General features: G+C 69.4%; 21 protein-coding genes. 6 read left to right on the top strand and 15 right to left on the bottom strand.

The window, feature by feature from the left end:
- Positions 1–43 precede the first annotated feature (43 nt).
- Together ACWEVR_RS09045 and ACWEVR_RS09040 are read right to left on the bottom strand one after the other, a co-directional pair.
- Positions 44–997 carry an N-acetylglutamate synthase, CG3035 family gene (locus tag ACWEVR_RS09045; protein ID WP_452466438.1) on the bottom strand — a complete coding sequence of 318 codons (954 nt, stop codon included), beginning with the start codon at positions 995–997 and terminating at the stop codon, positions 44–46.
- A 111-nt stretch (positions 998–1,108) separates the two neighbouring features.
- Positions 1,109–1,696, bottom strand: coding sequence for a peptide deformylase (locus tag ACWEVR_RS09040; RefSeq protein ID WP_452466437.1), 588 nt, complete (start codon positions 1,694–1,696; stop codon positions 1,109–1,111).
- Between the two features lie 181 nt (positions 1,697–1,877).
- Between ACWEVR_RS09040 and ACWEVR_RS09035 the strand changes: the two genes are divergently transcribed.
- The 5 genes from ACWEVR_RS09035 to ACWEVR_RS09015 all read left to right on the top strand — a co-directional run bounded on the left by ACWEVR_RS09035 (position 1,878) and on the right by ACWEVR_RS09015 (position 6,122).
- Complete coding sequence (locus ACWEVR_RS09035; RefSeq protein WP_067484553.1) at positions 1,878–2,180, top strand: DUF3263 domain-containing protein; 303 nt, start codon at positions 1,878–1,880, stop codon at positions 2,178–2,180.
- Positions 2,181–2,222: 42 nt separating this feature from the next.
- Positions 2,223–2,786 (top strand): LytR C-terminal domain-containing protein, encoded by a 564-nt coding sequence (locus ACWEVR_RS09030; RefSeq protein WP_067484555.1) that lies wholly within the window; start codon positions 2,223–2,225, stop codon positions 2,784–2,786.
- 88 nt (positions 2,787–2,874) lie between these two features.
- Entirely contained in the window at positions 2,875–3,573 is a 699-nt protein-coding gene (sodC, locus tag ACWEVR_RS09025) for a superoxide dismutase[Cu-Zn] (protein WP_452466436.1), read from the top strand.
- Positions 3,574–3,585: 12 nt separating this feature from the next.
- Positions 3,586–4,728 carry a glutamate--cysteine ligase gene (locus ACWEVR_RS09020; RefSeq protein ID WP_452466435.1) on the top strand — a complete coding sequence of 381 codons (1,143 nt, stop codon included), beginning with the start codon at positions 3,586–3,588 and terminating at the stop codon, positions 4,726–4,728.
- Between the two features lie 50 nt (positions 4,729–4,778).
- Positions 4,779–6,122 (top strand): DUF5933 domain-containing protein, encoded by a 1,344-nt coding sequence (locus ACWEVR_RS09015; RefSeq protein ID WP_452466434.1) that lies wholly within the window; start codon positions 4,779–4,781, stop codon positions 6,120–6,122.
- Here the strand turns inward: ACWEVR_RS09015 and mnhG are convergent, their stop codons facing one another.
- The 8 genes from mnhG to ACWEVR_RS08975 form a co-directional block, all read right to left on the bottom strand.
- Positions 6,123–6,455 (bottom strand): monovalent cation/H(+) antiporter subunit G, encoded by a 333-nt coding sequence (gene mnhG, locus ACWEVR_RS09010; RefSeq protein ID WP_067484566.1) that lies wholly within the window; start codon positions 6,453–6,455, stop codon positions 6,123–6,125.
- Positions 6,452–6,712 carry a monovalent cation/H+ antiporter complex subunit F gene (locus tag ACWEVR_RS09005; RefSeq protein WP_067484569.1) on the bottom strand — a complete coding sequence of 87 codons (261 nt, stop codon included), beginning with the start codon at positions 6,710–6,712 and terminating at the stop codon, positions 6,452–6,454. The genes mnhG and ACWEVR_RS09005 overlap by 4 nt, the downstream gene beginning before the upstream one ends.
- The gene (locus tag ACWEVR_RS09000; protein WP_452466533.1) at positions 6,709–7,242 is read right to left on the bottom strand and encodes a Na+/H+ antiporter subunit E; all 534 of its coding nucleotides are present in this window, start codon (positions 7,240–7,242) and stop codon (positions 6,709–6,711) included. The genes ACWEVR_RS09005 and ACWEVR_RS09000 overlap by 4 nt, the downstream gene beginning before the upstream one ends.
- Before the next feature lie 17 nt (positions 7,243–7,259).
- On the bottom strand, positions 7,260–8,858 hold the full coding sequence (locus ACWEVR_RS08995) for a Na+/H+ antiporter subunit D (protein WP_452466433.1): 1,599 nt from the start codon (positions 8,856–8,858) through the stop codon (positions 7,260–7,262).
- A complete protein-coding gene (locus tag ACWEVR_RS08990) occupies positions 8,855–9,241 on the bottom strand; it encodes a Na(+)/H(+) antiporter subunit C (RefSeq protein WP_452466432.1) in 387 nt (128 codons plus the stop codon). Before ACWEVR_RS08990 ends, ACWEVR_RS08995 begins: the two co-directional genes overlap by 4 nt.
- Positions 9,238–12,021 (bottom strand): Na+/H+ antiporter subunit A, encoded by a 2,784-nt coding sequence (locus ACWEVR_RS08985; protein WP_452466431.1) that lies wholly within the window; start codon positions 12,019–12,021, stop codon positions 9,238–9,240. The genes ACWEVR_RS08990 and ACWEVR_RS08985 overlap by 4 nt, the downstream gene beginning before the upstream one ends.
- Positions 12,022–12,129: 108 nt before the next feature.
- The gene (locus tag ACWEVR_RS08980) at positions 12,130–13,404 is read right to left on the bottom strand and encodes a hypothetical protein (protein WP_452466430.1); all 1,275 of its coding nucleotides are present in this window, start codon (positions 13,402–13,404) and stop codon (positions 12,130–12,132) included.
- 58 nt (positions 13,405–13,462) lie between these two features.
- Positions 13,463–15,658 (bottom strand): AAA family ATPase, encoded by a 2,196-nt coding sequence (locus ACWEVR_RS08975; RefSeq protein ID WP_452466429.1) that lies wholly within the window; start codon positions 15,656–15,658, stop codon positions 13,463–13,465.
- Between the two features lie 138 nt (positions 15,659–15,796).
- Here ACWEVR_RS08975 and ACWEVR_RS08970 point away from each other — a divergent pair, with 138 nt between their 5' ends.
- A complete protein-coding gene (locus ACWEVR_RS08970) occupies positions 15,797–16,159 on the top strand; it encodes a hypothetical protein (protein ID WP_067484587.1) in 363 nt (120 codons plus the stop codon).
- Between the two features lie 2 nt (positions 16,160–16,161).
- Here ACWEVR_RS08970 and ACWEVR_RS08965 read toward each other — a convergent pair whose 3' ends face one another.
- The 5 genes from ACWEVR_RS08965 to ACWEVR_RS08945 form a co-directional block, all read right to left on the bottom strand.
- The gene (locus ACWEVR_RS08965) at positions 16,162–16,506 is read right to left on the bottom strand and encodes a UBP-type zinc finger domain-containing protein (protein ID WP_452466428.1); all 345 of its coding nucleotides are present in this window, start codon (positions 16,504–16,506) and stop codon (positions 16,162–16,164) included.
- 58 nt (positions 16,507–16,564) lie between these two features.
- Complete coding sequence (locus ACWEVR_RS08960) at positions 16,565–18,004, bottom strand: ATP-binding protein (protein WP_452466427.1); 1,440 nt, start codon at positions 18,002–18,004, stop codon at positions 16,565–16,567.
- An 8-nt stretch (positions 18,005–18,012) separates the two neighbouring features.
- Positions 18,013–19,680: an FAD-dependent oxidoreductase gene (locus ACWEVR_RS08955; RefSeq protein ID WP_452466426.1), complete on the bottom strand. Its 1,668-nt coding sequence runs from the start codon at positions 19,678–19,680 to the stop codon at positions 18,013–18,015.
- A 26-nt stretch (positions 19,681–19,706) separates the two neighbouring features.
- Positions 19,707–19,886, bottom strand: coding sequence for a hypothetical protein (locus tag ACWEVR_RS08950; RefSeq protein WP_452466425.1), 180 nt, complete (start codon positions 19,884–19,886; stop codon positions 19,707–19,709).
- A 189-nt stretch (positions 19,887–20,075) separates the two neighbouring features.
- The gene (locus ACWEVR_RS08945; RefSeq protein WP_452466424.1) at positions 20,076–21,107 is read right to left on the bottom strand and encodes a beta-ketoacyl-ACP synthase III; all 1,032 of its coding nucleotides are present in this window, start codon (positions 21,105–21,107) and stop codon (positions 20,076–20,078) included.
- Positions 21,108–21,186: the final 79 nt, after the last annotated feature.

Here is a 21,186-nt window from a genome sequence, read left to right as displayed (position 1 = left end):
GTGCGAGGTCCTTTCCGGGGGTATCTACCGAGGTTACCGGGGGTCATCCCTGCGGCGCGGCGTAGCGGTAGGAGTGGTGTTCGATGAAGCCGAGTTCGCGGTAGAGGGCCAATGCGGTGGCGTTGCCGACTTCGACTTGGACGTAGGCGTGGGTGGCGCCCTGGTCGGCGCCCCAGCGGATCAACTCGGCGCAGACCAGGGTGGCCAGGCCGTTGCGGCGGTGCGCGGCGGCCACGGCGACGCAGGTGAGGCCGACCCAGCGCCGGCCGTCCGGCGCCGTGGTCACCGCGCCGCGCCCGATGGCGAGGGCTTCGGGCACACCGAGGGTGGCGAAGCCGACGGTGCCGTCGAGGACGGAGGTGAGTACGTCACGGTCGGGTTCGCGAACGGCCGGGTCGAGCGGGATCTCGCCGCGGTAGCGGTGGGTGCGCAACCAGCCCTCGTCCGGTTGCGCGGCGATGCGAACCATCGAAGGGCCCTGGGGCAGCACGAAGTTCGAGATGTCCAGGCCGAGCACCACGGTCTCGCTCCAGCTGTTCCAGCCGGGCGGAACCGGGGCGAGCCGGTCGGGTAGTTGCAGCAGCAGCGGCAGACCGCGCGCGGTGTACCAGTCGGCGATCCGGTGCATCGTCTCGATCGACAAGGTGGCGGGCACGCCCGACTCACCGAGCGGCACAGCCGAATTCGCTCGGCCGGTGTATCCGTTGCCCGCGCGGACCAGCCAGCCGTCGATCCACGTGTGCTCGACACCGGGCCAGCCGCCTGCCGCCGCCGTCTCCAGCGACCGGATCTCCTTGGTCCGAATCGGCCTCGGCCCCAACGCCTTCAGCGCGACGACCCGATCCGGGGCGACCGAAACCACCTCGCCCTCGGCGGTGCGCACCGAGGGCGGCGTCATCGACACCAGCTCGCCGATCACATCGGTGAGCGGTTGTGGATAACCCGCGGGCAGCTGATACCGCATCACCACCCGCTTGCCTATGGGGATGTCCGTCATGGTTGTCGGCCGCCTCGATCTGGACTGACCGGAGGGTGCGACGAAGGAGTGCCCGGAGGGAGGGAAGATCGAGGGAACAGGCCGACAACCCGCGGCGCCAGCCGCCATGTATCAGTCATTGCCGAAGGGGTCGGGCACAGTGCCCGGGACCCAGCTCAAACCCGGCTTGCCCCAACCGTTTCGCTTGATCGCCTTCTTGGCGGCGCGGGCGTTGCGGCCGATCAGCACGTCGACGTAGAGGAAGCCGTCGAGGTGGCCCACCTCGTGCTGCAGCATGCGCGCGAAGAATCCGGTGCCCTCGATGTCGACCGGTTCGCCGTGCTCGTCGGTGCCCGTGACGCGCGCCCAGTCGGCGCGGCCGGTGGGGAACTGCTCACCGGGCACCGACAGGCAGCCCTCTTCGTCGTCGTCGGGATCGGGCATGGTCTCCGGGATCTCGGAGGTCTCGAGCACCGGGTTGACGACGGCGCCCTTGCGGCGGATCTGCTTGCCCTCGGCGTCGAAATCGGGGCAGTCGTAGACGAACAGCCGCTTGCCGACCCCGACCTGGTTGGCCGCGAGGCCGACACCCTTGGAGGCCTCGAGCGTTTCGTACATGTCCGCGATCAGCCCGGCCAGCTCCGCCGGGGTCTCCGTCACCGGGGCGGTAGCGGTGTGGAGAACGGGGTCACCGACGATCACGATCGGGAGAATTGCCATGGTGGCCATTATCGCCGCAGGATCGCCCGCGCGAGCGGCGGCCCCTGTGCGCCGCGACACTCCTACTGGCCCGCAGTCAACACGCCGGGGCAGCGGTCGAAGGATCGGGCGGGCTCATGGTTGAATGATCCGCGACGTGCAAGCGTCATTTTCATCTCGTGATACTCGGCGAGGGAGCAAGATGGACGGCGCAGCGGCTCGGCACATCCCCCAGGATTCGGCCGACGATGGCTCCGGTCTCAGTCGGCGTGAACTCGACATCCTCGACTTCGAACGCAAATGGTGGAAGTACGCGGGCGCCAAGGAAGACGCGATCCGCGAACTGTTCTCGATGTCGGCCACCAGGTACTACCAGGTGCTCAATGCCGTCGTCGACAAGGAAGAAGCACTCGCGGCCGACCCGATGCTGGTCAAGCGACTGCGCCGGTTGCGCGCGAGCAGGCAGAAGGCGCGCGCCGCCCGCAAACTCGGGTTCCAGGTCTGAGATGCGAGCGACATGGCGGCCGATGCGACTAGGGTTGCGCGGGTGAGCAACCCGAATCCCACCCCCGGCGGCCCACCGCTGCGCGCGCTGGCGATGGTGTTGATCGCGCTGGCCATCGTCTTCGCCGGTCTGGGTGCGATGTCGTTGTCGAATTCCGGTGCCGAGGCGGCCGATCCGGTCGAGCAGACCGAGACCACCACCTCGAGCGCGGTGGCGCAGGCCCCGGCGACCACGGCCGCCCCGACCACCACCAGCGCGGCCGCCGCCCCGACGACGACAACCACCGTCGCGCCGACGACCACGACAACGACCACCACGCAGGCCGCGGCGACGAGCGACAAGGACATTCCCGTCCGCGTCCTGAACAACAGCCTCGTCGCGGGTCTGGCGGCGCGCACCGCGAGCGAACTCGGCGCGGCGGGCTGGACCAATGTGAGCACCGGCAACTACAGCGGTTCGAACCTCACGACGACCACGGTGTACTACGGCACCGCACCGGGCGAAGAGGCCGCGGCCGCCGAGATCGCCGCGCAGGTCGGCGGAACCGTTGCCCCGAAGACCGCCGACGCCACGCCCGGTGTCGTCGTCGTCCTGACAGGACGCTGAGCCGGCACGGCACGCGGTGCCGCAGGGCGTGTTCGCGCTGTGGCATCATCTTCAGCGGTACTGCCCCAGTCCGATAAGGAGTCCCCTGATGGCCACGTCGTCCACTCGTCGCCCGTCCTGGCGCATTGTGACCCCGGTTGTCGCGGTCGCCGCGTTCGGGCTCGCCGCCTGCACCAACAGCCAGGAGTCGAGTGACGTCAAGGGCACCACGCCGCCGGTGTGGACCGGCTCGTCCGCCCCCGCGGGCGGTGGCGAGGACCACGGCACCGGCCATCCGGCTCCCTCCGCCTCCGGCGAACCCGGCGCGCACGGTGGCGACCACGGCGCCTCGACCGGCGGTCTGAAGGCCGAGCTGAAGAACAGCGCGGGCGCCGGTGTCGGCACCGCGACCATCGTCGCCGAGGGCAACCACCTGGTCGTCACCGTCGAGGCGCAGGGACTGACCCCCGGCTTCCACGGCCTGCACTTCCACCAGAACGGCACCTGCGAGGGCGACTTCACCTCGGCCGGTGGGCATCTGCAGGTCGGCGGGGCCACCGCGCACCCGGCCAGCGGCGACCTCACCTCCCTGCAGGTCGGTGCCGACGGCTCGGCCAAGCTGGTCACCCGCACCGACAGCATCACCCTCGACAACATCAAGGGCAAGGCCCTGATCGTGCACGCGGGTGCCGACAACTTCGGCAACATCCCGCCGCGCTACACCCGGGAAGGCGGCACGGGCCCGGACGAGACCACCCTGTCCACCGGTGACGCGGGTGCCCGAGTGGCCTGCGGCGTCGTCGGTTAGCGAGACCTGCTGATGGCCGGGGCAATTCAGCCGGTGCCGTTTCGCGGTTCGCCCCGGCCGACAATCGGCATCGAATGGGAGATCGCGCTCGTCGACAAGGTCACGCGCGATCTGTCCAATACCGCCTCGGCGGTCTTCGACGCCGTCGGCGACCTGCGCGCCCACGACGGGACGCAGCAGGTCACCAAGGAATTGCTGCGCAATACGGTGGAATTGGTCACCGGTGTGCACGAGACCGTCGGCGGCGCGGTCGAGGACCTGCGCACCACGATGGATGCCGTGCGCCGCGCGGCCGACCCGCTCGGAGTCGACCTGTTCTGCGCGGGCACCCATCCGTTCGCCCAGTGGTCGGCCCAGCAGCTCACGCGCTCACCGCATTACGACGAGCTGATCGAGCGCACCCAGTGGTGGGGCCGTCAGATGCTCATCTGGGGTGTGCACGTGCACGTGGGAATCTCGCACCGCGACAAGGTCTTTCCCATCCTGAACTCGCTGCTGCTGTCGTACCCGCATCTGCTCGCGCTCTCGGCGTCCTCGCCGATGTGGTCCGGCGACGACACCGGTTACGCCAGCAACCGCGCGCTGATGTTCCAGCAGTTGCCCACCGCCGGACTGCCGTTCCAGTTCGAGAACTGGCGCCAGTTCGAGGGTTTCGTGCACGACCAGATGAAAACCGGTGTGTTCGAACAACTCGGCGGCATGCACTGGGACATCCGGCCCGCGCCCAAGTGGGGCACCATCGAGATCCGGGTGTGCGACGGGCTGTCCAGCCGCGCCGAACTCGCCTCGGTGGCCGCGCTGATCCACTGCCTGGTCGTCGATCTGGAACAACGCCTCGACAACGGTGAAGAGCTGCCGACCCTGCCGCCGTGGCACGTGCAAGAGAACAAGTGGCGGGCCGCGCGCTACGGACTCGACGCCATCGTGATCGTCGACGACGCGAGTAATGAGCGTTTGGTCACAGACGATCTGATGGACCTGCTCACCCGGTTGGAGCCGACCGCACGCCGTCTCGGCTGCGCCGACGAGCTCGCCGCCGTGGCCGAGATTCCCCGCCACGGTGCCTCCTACCAGCGTCAACGCCGGGTTGCCGCGCAGTCCCAGGGTGATCTTGTCGCGGTGGTCGACTCGCTCGTGCGCGAGCTGGATCAGTAGCGTTCAACTACCCAGCCCGGTGGCGTTAACCCGCCGTTTACGATGGGTGGATGCTTGTCGAACATCCGCGTGCTGCCGCGGGGGGTGCCACCCTCGGTTCCCGTCTGCGCGAACCGAGGACGCTCGCCGCGGTCGCGGTGTCGGCGGTCCTGCTACTGCTGATCGGCCTGCAGATCGCGGCGTCGATCAGCGGCTTCGAAGGACCACTCGCCAGCTTGGCGCGCGACTATGTCGGCACGCCCAAGTCGATGTCGGTTCCGTGGGCCGGGCTCGTCCTCGCGCTGGTCGGGGTGTCGGCGCGCAGGCGGGTGTTCGCGGTGAGTGCCGCGATCGGAATCGACGCGGTGTTCGTCGCGCTGCGGCTGCTCGACGGTAAACCGTTCACCGTCGGCAACGGGCCGACCATCGTGCTCACCGCCCTCGCGATCATCGCGGCGGTGCGCTGGCAGGGACGCGAACGTACCGACGCGCTGAAGGCAGCGGCACTGGGTGCCTTGCTCATCCTGGCGACGAAGGTCGGCGACGTGTGGTTGCACGTCACCTCGGCGGTTCACCCGACGGTGCTCGACGAATACCTGCTGCTCGCCGATCACGCGCTCGGCGACCCGTCGTGGGTGGTCGGCCGGGTGCTCGAGGTCCTCGGTCCCGAGGTGTACGCGGTGCTGCACTGGGTCTACATCGAGCTGCCGGTGGCGGCCATCGTTGTCGCGGTGTGGCAGTTGCGCCGCGTGGTCACCACGGGAATCTGGCCGGGGCACTATCTGGTTCGCACGTTCCTGGTGCTCGGGTTGGTCGGGCCGCTGTTCTATGTGCTGTTCCCCGTGGTCGGCCCGATGTTCGCCTTCGGCGCCGACGGCAACGGTTTCCAGCTCGGCAACTTCTGGCCCTCGGCGCTGCCGCCGATCGGGCAGAGCCCGGCACCGCTGCCGTTCGACGAGTTCACCCCGCGCAACTGCATGCCGTCGATGCACACCGCCTGGGCGCTGTCGCTGTTCATCCACACGCGTCGCGATGTGGACGGCAGCCGCGCCCCCGCGTGGTTGCGGTGGGGCGGCGCGTTCTGGCTGGCCGCGACGGTCGCGGCGACGCTCGGTTTCGGTTACCACTACGGCGTGGATCTGGTGGCGGGTGTGGTGCTGTGCCTGACCGTCGAATCGGCGCTGCGCGCACCCGAGCGGGGCTGGGACGCGGCGCGGATCCGCCTGGTCGCCCTCGGATCGGCCGTGTTCGGTGGTCTGCTGCTCGGTTACCGCTACCTGGCGGTCGAGATGGCGCAGTACCCGGTGCTGGCCGGCGCCGTCGTGATCGGGCTGCTCGCGGCGGTCGCCGTGGCCTTCCATCTCACCTGGTTCGCCGCCGCGCCCGAGCGGGCAGCGGCCGCGGTCCGGGTGTAGTCAGTCCACCTCGTCGCCGAGTTCGTTGACGCGCAACAGGCCGTCGCGGTGTCGTTGCTCGCGGTAGGCGGTGCGCCCGAGCAGATGCGCGACCACCGGTGCGGTGATGATCGTGAACAGCGCGGTGAGCACGAGCATCCACACATTCGCGTCGCCGCGCAAATCGATCCCGGTGCCGATGAGAACCATGATCAGGCCGATCACCTGCGGTTTGGTCGCCGCGTGCATCCGGGTGAGGGTGTCGGGGAAGCGCACGATCCCCAGTGCCGCGGTGCACGCGAGGACACAGCCGAGCACGATCAGCGGCGCCGACACCCACTCCCAGCCGCTCATCGGTCGTCCCGCACGCGAAAGCGCGTCACCGCGGCCGAGCCGAGGAAACCGACGAGGGCCAGCGCGACGATCGCCGGAATGACGGTGGTGTCGTTACTGTAGGCCGCCCACACCGCGAGCCCGGACGCGGCGATGGCCATCAGCGAGTCGATCCCGACCACCCGGTCGAGGGTGCTCGGTCCGGCCAGGACGCGGTAGGCGGTGCAGATGGCGGCGAACGACAGCAGCACCGCCGCGATGACGGCGACGACGGTCATACCTGAACCTCCGGTCCGTGATGCCGCTCGCCTGGTCGTTCGAAGGCGTCGATGATGAGACGTTCCAGGCGGCGGGTGGTGCGGTAGAAGTCGTCGACCGCCTTGTCGCTGCCCACATCGAGCACGTGGACGTACACCACGCAGCGCTGACGGTCGATCTCGAGCACCATGGTGCCGGGAATGAGATTGAGCAGATCGGTACAGATCACCAACACCAGATCCGACTGGATGCCGAGGGCCACGCGCAGCACACCCGACACCGGCGGACCCGCGGGCCGCAGCGCGAACCAGGCCACCTGCACGCTCGACTCGAGTGCGTAATAGGTCGCCGCGGCGATCAATTCGAGGAACGAGAGCGGATGGAACCGGCCGGTCACCGGGATCCGTGGCAGCGGAAGCGCGAACACGACGATCAGCGCGACCACTCCACCGGCGAGCACATTGGCCGCGCTGAGATCGCCCCACAGGGCCACCCACACGGCGGTCAGCCAGGCGAGGACGCCGAGTCGTAAGACGTTCTGCCGGTTCACGAGCCGGCGCAACACGATCATCGCGGCTCCTGCCCGCCGAGGACGGATTCGATATACACCGACGGGTCGTTCAGATCGGCCGCGGCACGTTCGGCGATACCGAGCACGGGCCCGGCGAACACGGTGAGCGCGAGGCCCGCGGTGATCAGCCCGGCGGTGGCGAGCACCATCAGCGCGGGCATCCGGCCGGGGTCGGTGCGGTCCTCGTATTGCACGTCGGTCGAATCCTCCACCAGGGTGGGCGGTTTCGCGGCGCTGAGATGACCCTCGGGTGCTTCTTCGCGCGGACGCCAGAACGCTTTGCCCCAGACGCGCGCCACCGCGTAGAGCGTGAGCAGGCTGGTGATCACCGAACCGGCGACCAGCACCCAGGCCAGCACGCTGCCGTCGGCCGCACCCGCCTCTAGCAAGGTCACCTTGCCGATGAAGCCCGAGAACGGCGGAATGCCACCGAGATTCAGCGCCGGTATCAGGAAGAGCAGTCCGAGTAGCGGACTCGCCGAGGCGAGCCCACCGAGGCGGCGCAGCGACACCGACCCGGCCTGGCGCTCGATCAAGCCGACGGCGAGGAACAGCGCCGTCTGCACCAGAATGTGGTGGGCCACATAGAACACCGCGCCGGTGAGCCCGGCCGACCCGGCCAGCCCGATACCGAAAACCATGTATCCGATGTGGCTCACAAGCGTGAACGACAGCAGACGCCGGATGTCGGTCTGGGCGATCGCGCCGAGAATGCCGACGAGCATGGTCGCCAGTCCACACATCAGCAGGATGTCGTCGAACGCGCCGTCCGGGAACCACAGCGTGTGCGTCCGGATGATCGCGTACACACCGACCTTGGTGAGCAGGCCCGCGAACACGGCGGTCACCGGCGCGGGCGCGGTGGGATAGGAGTCGGGCAGCCAGCTCGACAGCGGGAACACCGCCGCCTTGATCCCGAACGCCACGAGCAGCACCGCGTAGCAGGCCGTGCGCACCCCCTGCGGTGTCGCCTCGAGCCGGACGGCCAGTTGCGCGAGGTTCAGGGTGCCGGTGGCCGCGTAGGTGAGGCCGATGCCGATCAGGAAGATCATCGACGACACCATCGACACCATCACGTACGCGATGCCGGTGCGGATGCGTTCCTCGGTGGCGCCGACGGTGAGCAGCACGAACGAGGCGGCGAGCAGCAGCTCGAACCCGACGAACAGGTTGAACAGGTCACCGGCCAGGAACGCCATCGACACACCGGCCGTGAGCACCAGGTAGGTGGGCCGGTAGATGGAGGTGGGCTGGTTCTCGTCGCCGTCGGAGATGTTCTGCCCCGCACCGTAGATCGACACGAGGAGCAGGACGAACGCCGAGACCAGCAGCATCGCCGCGCTGAGCCGGTCGACGACGAGGGTGATCCCGATCGGGGTCGGCCAGCCGCCCACCTGCACCGCCGTCGTGCCGTCACGATCGGCGAGATACAGCAGCAGCGCGCTGATGACGAGCACACCCGACAGCGCGACCATCGACACCAGCCGCTGGACGCGCGGTCGGCGCCCGAAGATCAGGGTGACCGCGGCGGCGAGCAGGGGGACAAGCACCGGCAGCGCGGCGAGGTCGGGAAGCAACTGCGGGGAGAGGGTCATTCGGCCGGGTCCTCGCTCTCGCGCCGGGCCGCGACCTGGGTGTCCTCGGGGTCGTTGCGGACGTCTTCGGTGGTGGTCAGCCGGTAGGAGCGGTAGGCGAGGGCGAGCACGAACGCGGCCAAGCCCATCGTGATGACGATGGCGGTGAGCACCATCGCCTGGGCCAGCGGATCGGCCAGGCCGTCGGGCGAGGTGTCCGAGCCGGACAGCACCGGTGGGTTCCCGTCCGGTCCGCCGCCGATGGTGAGGATCAGCAGGTTCACCGCGTTGCCGAGCAGGATGATCCCCAGCAGCATCTTCGACACCACCCGCTCGAGCACCAGATACACCCCGCAGGCGGTGAGCGCGCCGATCGTGAGCAGCATGACGAGGTTGGCGCTCATGAGATCTCCTTGTCCAGGCGGGCGCCGAGGCTGCGCAGCACGTCGAGGGTGAGGCCGACGATCACCAGGTACACGCCGAGATCGAAGAACATGGCGGTGACGAGTTTGATGTGGCCGAGCACCGGCACGGTGATCTCGATGATCGCCGAGGACAGCGGTGGGGCCCCGAGCAGCAGCGAGGTGGTGGCCGTCCCGGCGGCGAGGACCAGGCCCGCGCCGAGGAGGTGGCCGGCGTCGACCGGGAGGGCCTCGCCGAGTTCGTAGCGTCCACCCGCCAGATAGCGCAGGGTGAGGGCGAGCCCGGCGAGCAGGCCACCGGCGAAGCCGCCGCCGGGCGCGTTGTGGCCGGAGAAGAAGAAGTACACCGACAGGACCATGATGGTCGGGAACAGCAGTCGGGTGGTGATCTGCAGGACCATCGACCGTTCGCGCCGGTCGAGCAGCCGGGCGGCGGGCAGCCAGCTCACCGCGTCGGGGTTGTAGTTCGGTGCGTCGGCGGCGCGGGGCGCGCTGCCGAAGCGGCGGCTGCGGAACACCAGCGAGGCCACGCCGGTGGCGGCGACGACGAGGACCGAGATCTCGCCGAGGGTGTCCCAGGCGCGGATGTCGACGAGCAGCACGTTCACCGCGTTCTTGCCGCCACCCACCCGGTAAGCGGCGTCGGGGATGGTGCGCCAGATCGGTTCGCTGTGCCGGGCGGCGGAGGCGAACGCGGCGAGTACCGTCACGGTGACGCCGACCGCGATGGCGAGCAGCGCGCGACGGACCTTGAACGCGGCGGCGTAGCCGTCGGCGATCTCGGCCGGGAATCCGCGCAATACCAGCACGAAGATCACCAGTGTCAGTGTCTCGACCAGGAATTGGGTGAGCGCGAGGTCCGGTGCGCCGTGTAGCGCGAAGATCACGCCGCAGCCGTATCCGGTGACACCGACCACGAGCACACTGGCCAACCTGTTGCGCAGCACCGTCGCCGCGAGGGCCATGGCGATCATGATCGCGCCGATCACCGCCTGCAACGGTGAATCCCACAGGTGCAGGGTGATTCCCGTGCGGGTCCCGGTCGCGAGCATCACGGCGGGCAGCACGATGAGCGTGCAGAGGATGAAGGCCTGGCTGACGGGCAGCGAACCGGACTGCACCGTGCCGGTGAGGCGAAGCGAGAGCCGGTCCATCGCCCGCAGCGCGGCGTCGTAACCCCGGTCGGCATTGCCTAGTCGCGGTCGGGCTGGTTCGTGAATCCTGTTGCGTACCAAGAACAATGCGAAACCGACCAGCACGATGACGGCGGTGAGCGCGAGGGCGGGCGTGAAGCCGTGCCACAGCGCGAGCGCCCCGTCGAGGACACCGGGCAGGGTCTTCGCGTACGGGCTCAGCCACTCGTCGACGACCCCGGCGCCGAACCCACCCGCCAGCCCGGCCACCGCGAGCACGGCAGGCGGGCCGACCAGCAGCGGTCCCGGCGCGTGCCAGGTTGTCGTGACGCCGGGGCTCGTGCCGAACGCGGCCCACAGGAACCGCGCGCTGTAGGCGACGGTGAGGGCCGAACCGACAGCTATGCCGGTCAGCAGCAGCACCCGTACGGGTGGGCTGAACACCTGTGCCGCCCACACCGCGCTCAAGGCGGATTCCTTGCCGACGAACCCGAGCATCGGCGGCAACCCCGCCATACTGATCGCCGCGGTCGCCGCCACCGCGCACAGCACCGGCGCGCGCCGCCCGAGCCCCGACAACCGGCGCAGATCACGAGTGCCCGCACCGTGATCGATGATGCCGACCACCATGAACAGGCACGCCTTGAACAGCCCGTGCGCCACCAGCAGCGCAAGCCCGGCGAGCGCGGCATCCGGAGTGCCGATGGCCATCATGGTGATGAGCAGTCCGAGCTGGCTCACCGTGCCGAACGCCAGCACCAGTTTCAGGTCGTGCACCTGCATGGCCCGCCAGCCGGCCAGCAGCATCGACGCGATCCCCAACGGCAGCACGAGCGCATGCCACGGAGGAGTCTGGGCGAGGGCGGGTGCCAGGCGGGCGACCAGATAGATGCCCGCCTTCACCATCGCGGCGGCGTGCAGATAGGCGCTCACGGGAGTCGGCGCGGCCATCGCACCGGGCAACCAGAAGTGCAGTGGCACGATCGCCGACTTGCTCAGCGCACCGACGAGCACGAGCACCACCGCCACCGACACCGCGATCCCGCCGGGCGGGGATTCGCGGGCCAGCACGTCCGACAGCAGGAAACTGTCGTAGCGCAATCCGAGGATGACGATGCCGACCAGCATCGCCAGCCCGCCCGCCGCCGTGACCAGGAGCGCCTGGATCGCGGCGCGGCGACTCGCGGCCTGCTCGGCGTAGTGGCCGACAAGCAGGAACGACAGCACCGTCGTGATTTCCCAGAACACGTAGAGCAACAGCATGTTGTCGCTGGTCACCAGGCCGAACATGGCACCGGAGAAGCCGACCAGCTCGGCCGCGAATATCCCGAGCCTCGCCTCGTCACGGTCGAAATAGCGCCCGCAATAGGCCAGGATCAGCGCGCCGATGCCGAGGACGAGCACACACATCACGGCGGCGAGGGAATCGAAGCGCAGGTCGATGTCCATCGAGATCTGCGGTGCCCACCGCACCCGGCTGGTGACGGTGACGCCCCAGTGCGCGATCACCCACCCGAGACTGCCGAGCGGAACCAGCGCCAGCAGGTAGAAAGCGTTGCGGCCCAGCGCTCGCACGCACAGCGGGGCCGCGAGCGCGGCCATTGCGTGAGCGAGCAGGACAGCGAGCAACCGCGCCTCCGGGTCTCCTAGCGTGTGGCGAGCCCCGATCCTACGGGCGCGGAGACGATGCGCGTCGACACCGAGGCTGTCGCGTCGGCCATGTCGGCACCGGTGTGGCTATGACCTGGGTGCCGGTTCGGCGGGCCTGATCCAGTAGAACAGCGCCAGCGCGACCGCGGCGCCGATCGTGATGGCCAGCGCCGTGAACCCGGGGACCTGGTCGTCGGCGTTCACCCCGCCCGCGGGCCAGTTGCGCAGGCGGGTGGGGATGGCCCACAGGATCGACGGCAGATACAGCGCCCCGAGCGCCAGTACCGCGCTCGGCAGATAACTCACCCGCACCGAGGCGAAGCCGTACCCGGCGACGGCGGCGAGCAACCCGGTGCCGATCATCCAGGTGACAGTCCAGCCGAAATTGTCGGTGAACAGCGAGAAGACCGCGATCGCGGCCGCACCGAGCAGCACCGGCCACGGCGACGGCCGCGCCAGTCCGGCCAGCACGGTGATCACGACCACCGCGATCACCACAAGCAGGTTCCAGCCGAGGCTCGGCGCGTCACCGAGCGAATCGGCCACGGCGGCCAGGCTGACCGCGAGCAGCACGGCGGCGCCGTCACGATCGGGCAGCAGCAGGGCGGTGACGAAGGCGGCGGCGACGGTGAGGACAACCGCGAGACCCACCTGTGCGGTGCTGGCGCGTCGTCCGTCGAATTCGCCCGAGAGCCATTCGGTGGTGAGCAGCAGGGTCAGTGCGAGCAGGGTGGTCGCGATGATCGGGGAGATCGGCAGGTCGGCGGCCAGCCGGGGCGGGGCGCCGAGGATGATGCCGTGCTGGTGTCGTGCGGTGTTCACCGCGAGCAGGACCAGGGCGCACAGCACCAGCCAGGTGGGGCTGTGCGCGGCCTTGTCGGCCTGGGTCGAATTCGAGGTGAAGATCGCGACCACCTCGCCGTACACGAACACCACGATCGTTCCGACCGCGAAACCGACCGCGGGCCAGCGCATCCGCAACGAGCAGATTCCGAGCGCGCCGTAGGCCGCGCCGCCGCAGATGCTGTCGATGTAGTTCTGGGTGGTCAGCACATCGGCCGAGGTCATCAGGGTGCCGATGTAGTAGTTCACGGCCAGTGCCGCCGTCGCGCAGGTGGCGGTGAGCCAGACCAGCCCCGGCCGGGTGAGCGGGCGGACCAGCACCGCGACGACCACGGCGACGATGAGCCCGAGCGCGGCGGCCCGGGGGACGCTGTTGACCAGGCTGGTGACCCGGTACGGCGAATCGAGCGCCGAGGCGGCGGTGGTGCGGAACGTGAACGGCAGGAACAGCGCCATGCCCGCGACCGCGGCACCCGCGAACGCTGTCACCGCATCCAGACCATCACCGATCCTGGGCACGGTTCCGACGATACCGGCGAAACACGCACCACCTGGGAAATCAGCCCCCCGGGGCGGTTCATTCCCGGTTGCGCGCGTACTCCCGCAGCGATTCGACCTGTGCGGGATCCAGCGAGGGGCGGACGGTGCGGCGGGCGGTCGCCACGTCCTCGGCGGTGACATCGGCGGCGGCCATGTCGCGGCGCAGCGCCGTGAGGGCGGCCTCGCGCAGCAGGGCGGCGCAGTCGGCGGCGGAGTAGCCGTCGAGGTCGTCGGCGAGGGCGGCCAGGTCGACGTCGTCGGCCAAAGGCACCGAGCGACCGGCGGTGCGCAGGATGTCGAGCCGCGCGGCCGCGTCGGGCGGCGGGACGAACACCAGCCGTTCCAGCCTGCCCGGGCGCAGCAGGGCGGGGTCGATGAGTTCGGGCCGGTTGGTCGCTCCGAGCACCACCACATCGCGCAGCGGCTCCACCCCGTCGAGTTCGGTGAGCAGGGCGGCGACCACCCGGTCCGACACTCCCGAATCGCTGCTCTGTCCCCGGCGTGGGGCGAGCGCGTCGACCTCGTCGAGGAAGATCAGCGACGGCGCCGAGTCGCGCGCCCGCTGGAACAGTTCGCGCACCGCGCGCTCCGACGAACCGACCCACTTGTCCATCAGCTCAGCACCTTTCACCGCGTGGACGCTGAGCTGTCCGGTCCCGGCCAAGGCACGGACCAGGAAGGTCTTGCCGCAACCGGGCGGCCCGTAGAGCAGCACGCCGCGCGGCGGCTCGATGCCGAGCCGGGCGAACGAGTCGGGGTGGCGCAGCGGCCACAGCACAGCTTCGGTGAGTGCCTGTTTGGTCTCCACCATGTCGCCCACGTCGTCGAGATCGAGGGAGCCGATGGCCAATTCCTCGGTGCCCGAACGAGACAGCGGCCGGATGACGTCGAGTGCGCCGATGAGGTCGTCCTGGGTGAGTTCGGGGTCGGCCTGCTCCCGGCTGGCCCGCCCCGCCGCGCGCACCGCCGCCTCCCGGCACACCGCGGCCAGGTCGGCGACGACGAAACCGGGTGTGCGCGAGGCGATCACATCGAGATCGAGCTTGCCCGACGGCACCTTGCGCAGCAGTTGTTCCAGTAGCGCGCGACGCACGAGTGCGGTCGGCAGCGGCAGGGCCAGCTCGCGGTCGCACAGATCGGGTGCCCGCAGCCGCGAATCCACCTGTGCCGGATGCGCGGTGGTGGCCAGCAGCGCGACGCGTGGCGCGCGGACGGCGGCCCGCAACTGGTCGAGGATGAGGGTGGCGACCGGTTCCGCCTCCACCGGCAGCAGCGCGTCGATATCGGTGACGATCAGCACCCCGCCCCGGTCGGTGGCGATATCGGCGACCGCCGCGGCGACCTCACGCAACCGCGCGCCGCTCTCGCTCGCCCCGACGCTCGGCCCGTCGAGCACGACGACCCGGCGTGGTGCGGCGACCGCTTCGGCGAGGGTCGCCTTGCCCACGCCCGCCGGACCGGTGATGAGCACGCCGAGATGTGCCGGTGCGCCGAGGACTTTCAGCAGTTCCGGTTCGTCGAGCGCCAGACTCAGCCATTCGGCGAGCTTGGCCGCCTGGGTCTGCACGCCCGCCAGATCCTCCACCGGCACCGGCTCGCTCGCACTCACCGCCGGTGCGTCGAGCGGGGTGTCGATGGCGCTGCCGTCGCGCTCCAGCGCGTGCTGCACCGCCGCCGCGCCGCTGCCCCAACCGACCGCCGAATTCGGCTGCACACTCACCGGACCCGGTCGGGGATCGATCGCGGTGACCGTGAGCAGCTCGGTGGTCCAGGCGATCCCGAATGTGCGCGCCAGCGCCTGAGTGGTCGCCGCGGAGCTGATATCGGGACCGAGATCGCGTGGCAACAGCGACACCGTGTCGCCGACGGTCACCACCTTGCCGAGCAGCGCCTGGCGCAGCGTCGCGGCGGGAATGCTCGCCATCGCCTGCGCCGAACCGCTCAGCGAGATCTGCTTGGCGCCGAACACCGTCACCGGGGCGACGGTCACCGCCGCGTTCTCCCGCAGCCCGACATTCGACAGGGTCACGTCGTCGAGCAGCGCGACGCCGGGCGGGCTGCCCGCAGGCGCCTTGGCCACCACCGCGGCTGTGCGCCGCGCGCCGATCAGCGCGATACCGTCCCATTCCCGCAGGCCGAGCGCCGTGAGCGTCTCCGGATGCAGACGAACCACCCCGCGACGGGCGTCGGCGGCCGAGGGATTGAGGCGAGCGGTCAGCGAAAGTTCAGCCACCGTGCCATTCTGCCCGCTGCCCGGACCGAGCGCTGTGGACGATCAGCGATCGATTGGCTCATCCCAAGGTCGGAGTCTGTACGCTGCACCCGACGCGCCGGACGTGCCGGCGCCGCGATCCACCGGGGAAACCAGCAGATGAACCGAATCTCTTCCGTCGTCGCGACTGCCGGGGCACTCACCCTGATCCTGGCAGGCTGCGGTTCCGCCGACGAAGCCACCGACGCCTCCGGCCTGCGCAAGGGCACGCCCGCGAGCACCACCGCACCGGCCACGACCACGTCCAAGGCGGCCGCGAGCGGTTCGCAGGTCACCTGCTCGGAATTCAAGTCACTCGACAACGACGCGCAGACGCGGGTCATCGAGCAGATCCTGGCCGACAACCCCGGCGGCCCGTTCGAGGGCAGCCCGAACGTGGCGCTCGGCACCGCCAAGCTGGTGTGCCTGGCACCGGGCAATGCCGACAAGACGGTGGCCGAGGCCGCCGGGATGACGCCCTGACCTCAGTGGATCAGTGACTGCCAGTTCTCGGGAACCCGGCCCGCCGGACCGGGAGCGGGCTGATCGGTGGGATGACTGGTCGGCGCCGCGAGTTCGGGTCCGCCCTCGTACATCTCGTTGGTCGCGAAGTTCCAGAACCAGTCCTCGCCGGGCTCGTAGCTCTGCATGAACGGGTGACCGGTGCTGCCGTAGTGCCGGGTGGCGTGCTGGCTGGGGGAGCTGTCACAGCAGCCGATGTGCCCGCACTGCGCACACCGGCGCAGGTGCACCCACCAGCCACCGGCCTCGGTGCACTCGGCACACCCCGGCCCGCTGGGCGGCACCGTTGGTTCGATTCCTTCTGGCATTCGCTGACCTCCGTTTCCAGGCGGCTGGCGCCGCGGGGGTTCTCGGCGTGCTTGAACCCTACGACCCGGCGGGTGTCTGCTGTGCGGGTTGCAGGGGCAGTCGCACGGTGAACCGCGTGTCGCCGGGAACGGAATCGACGCGGATGTCACCGTCGTGTTTGTTCACCACGATGCGGAACGAGATGTCCAGGCCGAGACCGGTGCCCTCACCGACCGGTTTGGTCGTGAAGAACGGTTCGAAGATGCGGTTGCGCGACTCCTCGGGAATACCGGGACCCGTATCGCCGATTTCGACTGCCACACAATCGTTCTCACGATAGGTGCGCACGGTGAGGGTGCCCTCGCCGCCCATCGCGTAGACCGCGTTGTCGATCAGATTCGTCCACACCTGGTTGAGTTCGGCGGCGAAGCACGGCACCGGCGGCAGGGTGCGGTCGTAGTCCTTGACCACCCGCACACCGTCACCGAGCTTGCGGTTGAGCATCACCAGGGTGGAATCGAGCAGCTCGTGCAGGTCGACGACCTGGTACGGCGCCCGGTCCATCTGCGAGTACTGCTTGGCCGCGCCGACGAGAGTGGAGATGCGGCCGGTGGAGTCGACGATCTCGTTCAGCAGCAGCTCGGTCTCGATGGTGTAGTTCAGCCAGCGCACCGCCCCCTCGAACACGTCGGCATGGCAGGCCTGCAGGGTCGCCTTCACCCCTTCGAGCCAGCCGACGTCGAGACCGGCCTGCACGAAGGTGGGCGCCAGGTTCCAGCCGTCGGCGATGCCCTCGTCGGTGAACCAGTCGGCGAGGGCGTCCTCGCGGTCGGCCGCCTCGAGCGGCGACAGATCCGGCGCCTTGGCCACCTGCTCGGCGGCCTGTTCCTGCAGCTCCACCAGGTGCACGAGGGCCTCGGTGGGGAACTTGCCCTCGGCCATCATCTTGAGCTTGTGCCGCATCCCGGCCACCCGCTCGCGCAACCCGGCGGTGGCGCGCACGGCAGCGGCGGCGGGATTGTTGAGCTCGTGGGTGAGCCCCGCCGACAGCGAACCGAGCGCGACCAGCCGCTCACGCTCGGCGATGCGCTGATTGGACCGCCGCCCACCGAAGAACGCGCCCTCTAGCAGGTGTACCGCCATCGGGAACCACGCGTGCATCATCCGGGAGAAGTCGGCCGCGTCGAGCACCAGGAACCGGGAGCGGCGCAGCACATACATCGACCCGTTGTAGTTCGGCTCGGCCTTGTCGCCCAGGTACGCCGTCCACGCGCCCGCGTACACACCGCGCTGGTCGGTGCGGTTGGTTTCCACCTCCACCCCGCCCGAGAGCTTGGTCAGCTTCACCTCGCCGTCGATGAGCACGTAGAAGCAGGTCGCGGGTTGGCCCTCGAGGAACACCGGCCCCGGATCGACGTATTCGATGCGACCGGCCGCGCACAGCTCGGAAAGCTGTGCGTCGTCGAGCTTTTCGAACAGGAACAGGGTTCGCAGTTCTTCGGGATCACAGACCGACATCACGCCTCCTACGACAGGTACCGGTGCACGAACATCACGGCCATGGCGCCTTCGCCGACCGCCGAGGCGACCCGCTTGGCCGACTCCGCGTGCACGTCACCGGCCACGAACACCCCGGGCACGCTGGTTTCGAGGTGGTGCGGTGGGCGCGGTAGCTCCCAGCCTGCCGGGCGCGCGCCGTCGACGAGCAGGTCGGGGCCCGCCAGCACGTAGCCGGCGTCGTCGCGGGCGACGACACCGTCGAGCCAGCCGGTCTGCGGTGCGGCGCCGATGAACAGGAACAACCGTTGCGCGTCGACCTTGTCCTCGGTGCCGTTGCGGTTGTCGCGCAGGACGATCCGTTCCAGGTGCTGGTCGCCGTCGGCGCCGGTCACCTCGGTTTCGGTGTGCACGGCGATGTTCGGGATCTGCGCGATCTGCTGAATCAGATAGTGCGACATCGACTTCTCCAGCGAGTCGCCACGCACCACCAGGTGCACGCCACGCGCGTGCCGCGACAGGAACACCGCGGCCTGCCCGGCGGAGTTCGCGCCGCCGACGATGTACACCTCCTGCTCGGCGCATTCGGTGGCCTCGGTCATCGCCGAGCCGTAATACACGCCGCGCCCGGTGAATTCGTCGACACCGGGCGCCGGATGACGTCGGTAGTCCACGCCGGTGGCGATGAGAACCGTGTGCGCGCACAGTGATCCGCCGTCGGCGAAGCGCACGGTGCGCGCCGAGCCGTTCACCTCCAGGCCGACGACCTCTCGGGTGGTGACGATCTCGGCTCCGAACTTGGCGGCCTGCCTGCGTGCGCGGTCGGCCAGTTGCGCGCCCGAGAGCCCGTCGGGGAAACCGAGATAGTTCTCGATGCGTGAGCTCTGCCCGGCCTGTCCGCCGGTCGCGGTGCGTTCCACCAGCACGGTGCGCAAACCCTCGGACGCTCCGTAGACGGCCGCGCCGAGCCCGGCCGGACCACCGCCGACGACGATCAGGTCGTAGAACTCGTCGCTGGCTTGCACGGTGAGGCCGCAGCTTTCGGCGAGTTCGCTGTCGGTCGGCTGGATCAGTGCCTCACCGGCCTGGGTGATGACCACCGGACACGACTGCGGGTCGGCACCCGCCGCCTCGAGCAGCCGGGCGCCCTCGGGTTCGTCGCGCGGGTACCAGCGGTACGGCAACTGGTTGCGCGCCAGGAACTCTCGCACCTGTGAGGATCGCGGCGACCACCGGTCACCGACCACCTTGGTCTCGTAGACGGGCCGCTGTTCGGCGCTGCGCCAGGCGTCGAGGAGCCCGTCGATCACCGGATACAGCTTCTCCTCCGGCGGGTCCCACGGCTTGAGCAGATAGTGGTCGAGGTCGACGACGTTGATCGCGTTGATCGCCGCGTCGGTGTCGGCGTAGGCGGTGAGCAATACGCGGCGTGCGTAGGGATGCAGGTCCATTGCCTGCTCGAGGAATTCGATGCCGTCCATACCCGGCATGCGGTAGTCGGCGATCAGCACGGCCACCGGCTGACCGCGCAGCTTCATCTCACGCAGGGCCTCGAGGGCCTGCGGACCCGATTCGGCGCGCAGAATGCGGTAGTCGGCGCCGAAGCGGCGGCGCAGGTCGCGCACCACCGCCCGCGAAACGCCGGGATCGTCGTCGACGCTCAGAATGGCCGGTTTGGTCATGGCGGGATTGCTCACCCCGCAAGTATCCCCCGTGCGCGGGATCAGAGCTGGCGCTGCAGGACCAAGTCGAGCTCGGTGGGGGTGAGCAGGCGTTCGAGGCGTTCGTCGCGTTTACGGCGGGTGAAGGCGCTGCGCAGGGCGAAGCTGTCGTCCCGCTCGATGGTGGGGAGCAGCGGAACCTCGTTGATGTGTCTGCGTGGCAGGAGTGAGCGCAGTTTCACGGCCGATCACCTCGGGGTCGACGACGGGTATGCCGGGCGGCTGAGCCTCTTCGATCAGCTACTTCGATTAGCGAAGAGTTTGCCAGCATGTCCGAGTCGGTGCAAGCGGGACGGGGTGGACACGGCCGAAGGACCGGTCGGTGACCTGCTTCGGTGCAGGTCACCGCCGTCGTGGTGGGATTTGCCGAGTCAGGACTTCCAGGCGGGCATGGTGATCACCTGTGCGGCATAGGACAACCCGGCGCCGAAGGCGATGAGCAGGGCCGTATCGCCCGGCTTCGATGCGCCCTTGCGCAGCAGCGCCTCCATGGCCAGCGGAATCGAGGCTGCCGAGGTGTTGCCCGCCTCCTCGATGTCGTTGGCCAGCGCGCAGCTCTCCGGCAGCTTCAGCACCCGCGCCATGATCTCGATGATGCGGCCGTTGGCCTGGTGCGGGATCATCGCGTCGAGTTCGTCGGTGGTCAGGCCCGCGCGATCGATCGCCTCCCGGCACACCTTCTCCAACGAGTGCGCCGCCCAGCGGAACACCGCCGTGCCCTCCATCGTGAGATAGGGCCGCACCGCGTCGGTGCCCTTCTCCTCGATCTCGGCGAAGAACTCCATCCAGTCCTTGCTCTGGCGGATGGCGTGGTGCTGGGTGCCGTCCGAACCCCACACCGTCGGGCCGATGCCCTGCTCCGGCGCGGGCCCGACGATCACCGCGCCGGCGCCGTCGGCGAACAGGAAGGCGGTGGAACGGTCGGTGAAATCGATGGTGTCGGTGAGCTTTTCGACGCCGATCACCAGCACGTGCTGGGAGGTGCCCGCGCGCACCAGGTCCGAGGCCATGCCGACGGCGTGACAGAAGCCGGCACAGCCCGCGGAGATGTCGAAGGCGGCGGCGCCGGTCATGTCCAGGTCGGTGGCGATGCGCGGCCCGATGGCCGGGGTGAGCAGCAGGTGGGTGGACGTCGCGACGATGACGCAGTCGACCTGATCGGCGGCGACACCCGCGGCGGCCATCGCGTCACGCGCGGCGGCAACGCTCATGGACTGCACGGTCTCGGAGTCCGAGGCGAAGCGGCGGGTCTTGATGCCGGATCGGGTCTGGATCCACTCGTCGCTCGAGTTGATCGGGCCCGCGACCTCGTCGTTGGTGACCACCCGGGCGGGGCGGTACACGCCCAGCCCGAGGATCGCGGTGTGCTCCGCGCCAGTCGTCTGGGCGATTCGAGCAGCCATGCGTATCTCCTCTGTACCTGGCAACCTGCGGGTTGCACCGCTGGGTGTACCTGAAGCATCGAAATCTGTCCCTCATCGC

This window comes from Nocardia sp. NPDC003979 (assembly GCF_053605015.1).
The sequence above is the reverse complement of the archived record's forward strand: the minus strand, read 5'-3'. Positions and strand labels throughout refer to the sequence as shown.

Excerpts from the sequence above, each read along its gene's own strand:
- ACWEVR_RS09045 (WP_452466438.1), bottom strand. The coding sequence starts at position 997 with ATGACGGACATCCCCATAGGCAAGCGGGTGGTGATGCGGTATCAGCTG.
- ACWEVR_RS09040 (WP_452466437.1), bottom strand. The coding sequence starts at position 1,696 with ATGGCAATTCTCCCGATCGTGATCGTCGGTGACCCCGTTCTCCACACC.
- ACWEVR_RS09035 (WP_067484553.1), top strand. The coding sequence starts at position 1,878 with ATGGACGGCGCAGCGGCTCGGCACATCCCCCAGGATTCGGCCGACGAT.
- sodC (WP_452466436.1), top strand. The coding sequence starts at position 2,875 with ATGGCCACGTCGTCCACTCGTCGCCCGTCCTGGCGCATTGTGACCCCG.
- ACWEVR_RS09020 (WP_452466435.1), top strand. The coding sequence starts at position 3,586 with ATGGCCGGGGCAATTCAGCCGGTGCCGTTTCGCGGTTCGCCCCGGCCG.
- ACWEVR_RS09015 (WP_452466434.1), top strand. The coding sequence starts at position 4,779 with ATGCTTGTCGAACATCCGCGTGCTGCCGCGGGGGGTGCCACCCTCGGT.
- mnhG (WP_067484566.1), bottom strand. The coding sequence starts at position 6,455 with ATGAGCGGCTGGGAGTGGGTGTCGGCGCCGCTGATCGTGCTCGGCTGT.
- ACWEVR_RS09005 (WP_067484569.1), bottom strand. The coding sequence starts at position 6,712 with ATGACCGTCGTCGCCGTCATCGCGGCGGTGCTGCTGTCGTTCGCCGCC.
- ACWEVR_RS08995 (WP_452466433.1), bottom strand. The coding sequence starts at position 8,858 with ATGACCCTCTCCCCGCAGTTGCTTCCCGACCTCGCCGCGCTGCCGGTG.
- ACWEVR_RS08990 (WP_452466432.1), bottom strand. The coding sequence starts at position 9,241 with ATGAGCGCCAACCTCGTCATGCTGCTCACGATCGGCGCGCTCACCGCC.
- ACWEVR_RS08970 (WP_067484587.1), top strand. The coding sequence starts at position 15,797 with ATGAACCGAATCTCTTCCGTCGTCGCGACTGCCGGGGCACTCACCCTG.
- ACWEVR_RS08965 (WP_452466428.1), bottom strand. The coding sequence starts at position 16,506 with ATGCCAGAAGGAATCGAACCAACGGTGCCGCCCAGCGGGCCGGGGTGT.
- ACWEVR_RS08960 (WP_452466427.1), bottom strand. The coding sequence starts at position 18,004 with ATGTCGGTCTGTGATCCCGAAGAACTGCGAACCCTGTTCCTGTTCGAA.
- ACWEVR_RS08945 (WP_452466424.1), bottom strand. The coding sequence starts at position 21,107 with ATGGCTGCTCGAATCGCCCAGACGACTGGCGCGGAGCACACCGCGATC.